The following is a 5,400-nucleotide window of genomic DNA, read 5'->3' on the forward strand; positions in this document are numbered from 1 at the left end:
TCCCGTCAGTTCCGCCATCACGCCCTTGGGGGCCATCCCGCAGGCCAGCATGTGGCCATGATCGCGGTAGGAGGTGATCCGCTTGTCTCCCTCTTCGGCCGCGGCCTCGAGCCCGACGACGACTGCCTCCTGGCCGATATAGAGATGGCAGAAGCCACCGATCAGACCCATGCCGTAAAGCTGGCCAGCCTTTTCCTCGAATCGCCGGATCAGCAGCATCTCGCGGTAGAACCTCATCAGTTCTTCGCGGGAAGTGTTTGATTTAGAGACGGTTTTCGCGGGCGTCTTGCGCGTGGCCATCGGGCGGCGCCTCCTCTGTGCGAAAATGGTTTAACGTTAAACGAAATATTAGCAGACAGAAGCGCCAAGGGCGAGCGGTTTTCCCGGGTCCGCGCGGCGACCGTACTGCGCCGCAAGAGTTTTTCAAAAGTCTTGCGTCCCGCCTCAGCGGATCACGATTTCGTCGGCGCGGATCAGGCCCAGCACGACGCGGGCACGTTCGTCCAGCAGGTCGAGGTCGAGATAGCCGTCCGACAGCCGCCGGGTGCGGTTCTCCAGATCCGCGAGTTCCGCCTCCAGCCCGGCCTTTTCGGCGCGCAGCCGCTCGGCATCGGCCTCGATCTGGATGCGCCGGAAGAGCCCGTAATCGCCCTGAACGGCGGCAAAGGTGAAATACATCGCCAATGACGCGCCGATCCCCAGAAAGACCAGCGCGCCCAAGGCCGGGCGATTGTGCGGAGCGCTCATGTAACCTGCCTCTTGCACCGCCTCCCGGAGGCGCTTGGGGGCAGTCTACTGCAAGCGGCCCGCCCGGGGAATCCCCATTTTTCCGGCCCCTGCGCGCTCAGCCCTCCAGGGCTGCGACGCCCGGCAGCGTCTTGCCTTCCATCCATTCGAGGAACGCGCCGCCCGCGGTCGAGATGTAGCTGAACGCCTCGGACGCCCCCGCACCGTTCAGCGCCGCGACCGTGTCGCCGCCCCCGGCGACCGAGACCAAGGCGCCCGATTTCGTCAGTTCGGCGGCCTTCTGCGCGGCGGCATTGGTCGCCGCATCGAACGGGTCGATCTCGAAGGCGCCAAGCGGGCCGTTCCAGATCAGCGTCTTGCACTTTGCAAAGATCTCCTCGATCCGGGCCACGGTCTCGGGACCCGCGTCCAGGATCATTGCATCTGCCGGGCAGGCATCGGCCGCCACCGTCACGTTCTCGGCACCCGCGCGGAACTCGCGCGCGCAGACCACATCGACGGGCAGTACGATCTCGCAGCCCGCGGCCTTGGCCTTGTCCAGAATGTCGCGCGCGGTGCCCGCCATGTCATGCTCGCACAGCGACTTGCCGACATTGATGCCCTGCGCTGCAAGGAAGGTGTTGGCCATCCCGCCGCCGATCACCAGGTAATCGACCTTGGCCACCAGGTTGCCCAGCAGGTCGAGCTTGGTCGAGACCTTGGCCCCGCCGACCACGGCCACCACCGGACGCTCGGGGGTTGCCAGCGCGCTTTCCAGCGCCTTCAGTTCGGCCTCCATGTTGCGCCCCGCGCAGGACGGCAGCAGCCGCGCGATGCCTTCGGTCGAGGCATGCGCCCGGTGCGCGGCCGAAAAGGCGTCGTTGACGTAGACATCGCCCAGCGCGGCCAGCGCCGCCGCCAGTGCCGGATCGTTCTTTTCCTCGCCCGCATGGAAACGGGTGTTCTCCAGCAGCAGGATGTCACCCTCGGACAGCGCGGCCACCGCCTGTTTCGCGGGCAGCCCGATGCAGTCCTCGGCGAAGATCACGCCGCGCCCGAAGGCCGCTTCCAGCGCGGGCAGCGTGACCTTGAGGCTCATCTCGGGCACGACCTCGCCCTTGGGTCGGCCGAAATGCGCCAGAAGCACCGGCTTGCCGCCCTTGGCGAGGATGTCCTTCACCGTTGGGACAATCCGTTCGATTCGGGTGGCGTCGGTCACCCGGCCATCTTCGACCGGCACGTTGATGTCGACGCGCACCAGCGCGACCTTGCCGGCAAGCTCCATGTCGTCGAGGGTTTTCCAGACCATGCGTCATCCTCCCGCGGGGTTCCAGTTTGCCGCTAGATCGCCCGAACCTGCCCGCAAGGTCAATCCTCGCATCCGCCATGGGCCTTTTCATCGGCAATCGGTCGCACTAGGGTCGCGCGCGAACCCTACCGACCAGGAGACGCAGATGGCCGAGATCAAGGACCCCGAGAACACGATCCTGATGGAGCTGAAGGGCGGGCGCGTCGTCATCGAGCTCTTGCCCGACGTGGCCCCGAAACATTGCGAACGCATGAAGGACCTCGCCCGTGCGGGCGCCTATGACAACGTCGTGTTCCACCGGGTGATCGACGGCTTCATGGCCCAGACCGGCGACGTGGCCCATGGCAATGCGGAAAAGGACTTCAACCTGCGTCGGGCTGGCACGGGCGGGTCCGATCTGCCCGATCTGCCGGCCGAATTCTCGAAACTGCCGCATGACCGGGGCACGATCGGCGCGGCGCGGGCGCAGAACCCGAACTCGGCCAATTCGCAGTTCTTCATCAACTTCACCGACAACCATTTCCTGAACGGCCAATACACGGTCTATGGCCGCGTCGTCGAGGGGATGGAGCATGTCGACGCCATCACCCGCGGCGAGCCGCCCGCCGATCCCGACCGGATGCTCAGCGTCAAGGTGGCCGCCGATGCGTAGTCTCGCGCTTGTCCTGATGCTGGCCGCCGGTCCGGCGGCCGCCACCGGGCTTCAGATCGAGGTCGCGGGCGAGGGGGCGAATGGCCGGATCGTGATCGACCTGTTCGAGGATGTCGCGCCGAACCATGTCGCGCGGATCACCGAACTGGCCAAGGCCGGGGCCTATGACGATGTGGTGTTCCACCGGGTGATCGACGGCTTCATGGCCCAGACCGGCGACGTCGAATTCGGCAAGCTGGGCGCGGACATGCGCCGCGCCGGCATGGGTGGGTCCGACCAGCCGAACCTTGCCGCCGAATTCTCGGACCGCCCGTTCGAGCGTGGGGTGGTCGGCATGGCGCGCGCCGCCGATCCCGACAGCGCGAATTCGCAGTTCTTCATCATGTTTGCGCCCGCGCCGCATCTGAACGGTCAGTACACCGTGGTCGGCCAGGTGCGCTCGGGGATGGAGATCGTCGACGCGATCAAGCGCGGCACCGGGCGCAATGGCGCCGTCACCGGCCAGCCCGACCGGATGGTGAAGGTCACCGTCACCGACTGATCCGGGATAGCGCAAAGGCAGCGGCCCGTGCCAGGGCCGCCACCGCTTGGCTGCCCGGCGCATCCAGCGTGGTCGCGCCGAGCGGCACTCCTTCGGCGCCGGTGCCCAGTTTGAACCGCGCCAGATCGGGCGCGTTCTCGGTGTCCAGCAACCCCAGTTCCAGCGCCGTGAGGCCCTGCGCCTTCAGCGCAAGGATCGCGCGCCACATGATCAGATTGTGGGCGTTCGCCGCACGCCCCGCCGCAGAGGTCCAGCCCAGGTGATAGCTCGCCCAGGGGGGGTGGATCAGGAACAGCATCCCAGCGACCGGCCGCCCGCCCGCATGGGCACTGACCAGCAGCGTCTCGCCCGCCCGCGCCCAGGCCAGCGCGTAGGCAGGCGGCAGGCGGCCATAGCGGCGGGCGCGGGCCTGCGCCGCTTCCTCACGCAGTAGCCAGTGGGCGGGGTCATCGGGCAGGGGACCCTCGGCCAGTGTCAGTCCGGCTGATTCGGACCGTCTCAGCCGGTTGCGCCATTTCTGATGCAGCCCCGCGCGCAGCGTGCAGGCATCGGAGCCCAGCGAAAGGCGCGCGACATGGCCGCCCGTCATCATGGAAAGCCACGGCCCGCCTGCAGCCGGATCGACGCCCGCCACGGGCTCGGGCGTTACGATCACCCCCCGATGATCGGCGCGGAGGCCATTGATCAGCGCCGCATGCGCGTCCCTCAGGGCGCCTTCCGGGAGGTCAGGTGCGAAAACCGGACCTCGCGAGATCAGGGCCACGCGGCCGACCAGCGACCAGTTCCGGCTCAGAACCTGCGCAGAACCCAGCACCTTGCCATTCTCGTGCCAGTCGAGCCAGCGCACGGAACGGCCCAGCGCGGCACAGACCGCACCATGGGTCGGATGCTGCTGCATCGGCAAACCCGCGCCGTCGGGCGGGCGCGGCAGGTCGGCCTCGGTCCAGACAATCGTCATACTCTTGTTAACCATGAGATAAGCTAAGACATGGTAAACGGCCCTATGGCCAAGCCGCGCAAGACCGTCATGGGCATCCACGCCCCGCCGCCCCGGCCAACCCGCGCCGGGGCACTCTGGCTGGCGCTGGCAATCACCCTGCCGCTGGCGGGACTGCTTGGGCTTTTCCTTCTCGTGATACCCTTCTGAGATGATCTCCGTTTTCTGGACGGGTTTGCGGCGTGGCTGAACTTGCCTCGCGTTCCGGCTGCCGCCTTCAGGTCGTGACCCCGACCGGACATGGGTTGGCCGGGACGACACCGGCGGCTGCATCGCGTCATCGGCCGCCACAGGAGGAAGAGCAGGAGCCTGATGCGAAGATGACGATGCGTCACGATCCGCCGGTTTCAGGAACGAAGATGCCTCCAGGAAATCCGTGGCCGTTCCGTTTCCACGGGGACGCGATTTTCACGGGGACGCGATGCCGGTATCTGTCTGCTGCGCGACATGCCCGTGGGCCACTGACATCGTCTTGAGAATGGCGTGAACCGGCTCGCCGGGCTTCAGCGCAAGCATCTCGCAGGCGCGACATGTGATCCGGGCCATGATCTCGTCTTCGCCCACGGCGACGCGCACCAGAACCCCCGGTCCCTCCCCCGGGGTGACCGTCACGACGCGCCCTGTGAGGATGTTCTGTGCCGAAAGCTCCTCGGGCTGCGCCCGCGACAGGATCGCCCCATGGGCGAGGATGCGCACCCTGTGCCGCTGTCCCGGCGCCGCGTCCAGGCGAGGCAGCCAGATCGGGCCGCCCGCCGTCTCAAGGCGCGCCGTCCCGTCCGCCTCCTGTGCGGCGACCCGCGCGGAAAGCATCGCCGCGATTTCACACAAACCCAATTGCCTGAGGGCCACCGGGTCGGACATGACCGCTGCGGTGCAGCCGGCTGCGACGATCTTGCCGCGCTCGATGACCACCATTCGGTCGGCCAGCACCTGCGCCTCGCCGATGTCATGGGTCACGAGGACGACCGGTATCGACAGTTGCGCCCGCAGGCCGATGAGTTCCTCGTGCAGCCGCTCGCGTGTGGCGCGGTCCACCGCCGAGAACGGCTCGACCAGCAGGAGCACCTCCGGCCGCCGCGCCAGCGCCCGGGCCAGTGCCACAGGCTGCTTCTGTCCGCCTGACAAGTCCGCCGGGCGACGGTGCCCGAGATCGCCGAGATGGACGAGTTGCAACA

At 67.3% G+C, this 5,400-nt stretch carries 8 protein-coding genes; 3 read left to right on the forward strand and 5 right to left on the reverse strand.

The window, feature by feature from the left end; genetic code table 11:
• From ENN83_RS10445 to ENN83_RS10455, 3 genes are all read right to left on the reverse strand, one after another.
• A partial coding sequence (locus ENN83_RS10445) for a thiamine pyrophosphate-dependent enzyme (protein WP_287186734.1) occupies nucleotides 1-300 on the reverse strand: 300 nt, incomplete at its 3' end.
• Nucleotides 301-444: 144 nt separating this feature from the next.
• Entirely contained in the window at nucleotides 445-747 is a 303-nt protein-coding gene (locus ENN83_RS10450) for an FtsB family cell division protein (protein WP_287186737.1), read from the reverse strand.
• Between the two features lie 97 nt (nucleotides 748-844).
• The gene (locus ENN83_RS10455; RefSeq protein ID WP_287186740.1) at nucleotides 845-2,035 is read right to left on the reverse strand and encodes a phosphoglycerate kinase; all 1,191 of its coding nucleotides are present in this window, start codon (nucleotides 2,033-2,035) and stop codon (nucleotides 845-847) included.
• Between the two features lie 145 nt (nucleotides 2,036-2,180).
• Here ENN83_RS10455 and ENN83_RS10460 point away from each other — a divergent pair, with 145 nt between their 5' ends.
• Nucleotides 2,181-2,687 (forward strand): peptidylprolyl isomerase, encoded by a 507-nt coding sequence (locus ENN83_RS10460; RefSeq protein WP_253090485.1) that lies wholly within the window; start codon nucleotides 2,181-2,183, stop codon nucleotides 2,685-2,687.
• The gene (locus ENN83_RS10465) at nucleotides 2,680-3,228 is read left to right on the forward strand and encodes a peptidylprolyl isomerase (protein WP_287186745.1); all 549 of its coding nucleotides are present in this window, start codon (nucleotides 2,680-2,682) and stop codon (nucleotides 3,226-3,228) included. Before ENN83_RS10460 ends, ENN83_RS10465 begins: the two co-directional genes overlap by 8 nt.
• Here ENN83_RS10465 and ENN83_RS10470 read toward each other — a convergent pair.
• Nucleotides 3,218-4,186, reverse strand: a complete 969-nt coding sequence (locus ENN83_RS10470) for a GNAT family N-acetyltransferase (RefSeq protein WP_287186748.1) — start codon at nucleotides 4,184-4,186, stop codon at nucleotides 3,218-3,220. The two genes, ENN83_RS10465 and ENN83_RS10470, sit on opposite strands and share 11 nt — an antisense overlap.
• A gap of 30 nt (nucleotides 4,187-4,216) precedes the next feature.
• Between ENN83_RS10470 and ENN83_RS10475 the strand changes: the two genes are divergently transcribed.
• Nucleotides 4,217-4,375: a hypothetical protein gene (locus ENN83_RS10475; protein ID WP_287186751.1), complete on the forward strand. Its 159-nt coding sequence runs from the start codon at nucleotides 4,217-4,219 to the stop codon at nucleotides 4,373-4,375.
• Between the two features lie 258 nt (nucleotides 4,376-4,633).
• Here ENN83_RS10475 and ENN83_RS10480 read toward each other — a convergent pair.
• A partial coding sequence (locus ENN83_RS10480; protein WP_287186753.1) for a TOBE domain-containing protein occupies nucleotides 4,634-5,400 on the reverse strand: 767 nt, incomplete at its 5' end.

This window comes from Rhodovulum sp. (genome assembly GCF_011048875.1).
In the GTDB taxonomy this organism is placed as follows: Bacteria; Pseudomonadota; Alphaproteobacteria; order Rhodobacterales; family Rhodobacteraceae; genus Rhodovulum; species Rhodovulum tesquicola.

Excerpts from the sequence above, each read along its gene's own strand:
- ENN83_RS10450 (WP_287186737.1), bottom strand. The coding sequence starts at position 747 with ATGAGCGCTCCGCACAATCGCCCGGCCTTGGGCGCGCTGGTCTTTCTG.
- ENN83_RS10455 (WP_287186740.1), bottom strand. The coding sequence starts at position 2,035 with ATGGTCTGGAAAACCCTCGACGACATGGAGCTTGCCGGCAAGGTCGCG.
- ENN83_RS10460 (WP_253090485.1), top strand. The coding sequence starts at position 2,181 with ATGGCCGAGATCAAGGACCCCGAGAACACGATCCTGATGGAGCTGAAG.
- ENN83_RS10465 (WP_287186745.1), top strand. The coding sequence starts at position 2,680 with ATGCGTAGTCTCGCGCTTGTCCTGATGCTGGCCGCCGGTCCGGCGGCC.
- ENN83_RS10470 (WP_287186748.1), bottom strand. The coding sequence starts at position 4,186 with ATGACGATTGTCTGGACCGAGGCCGACCTGCCGCGCCCGCCCGACGGC.
- ENN83_RS10475 (WP_287186751.1), top strand. The coding sequence starts at position 4,217 with ATGGTAAACGGCCCTATGGCCAAGCCGCGCAAGACCGTCATGGGCATC.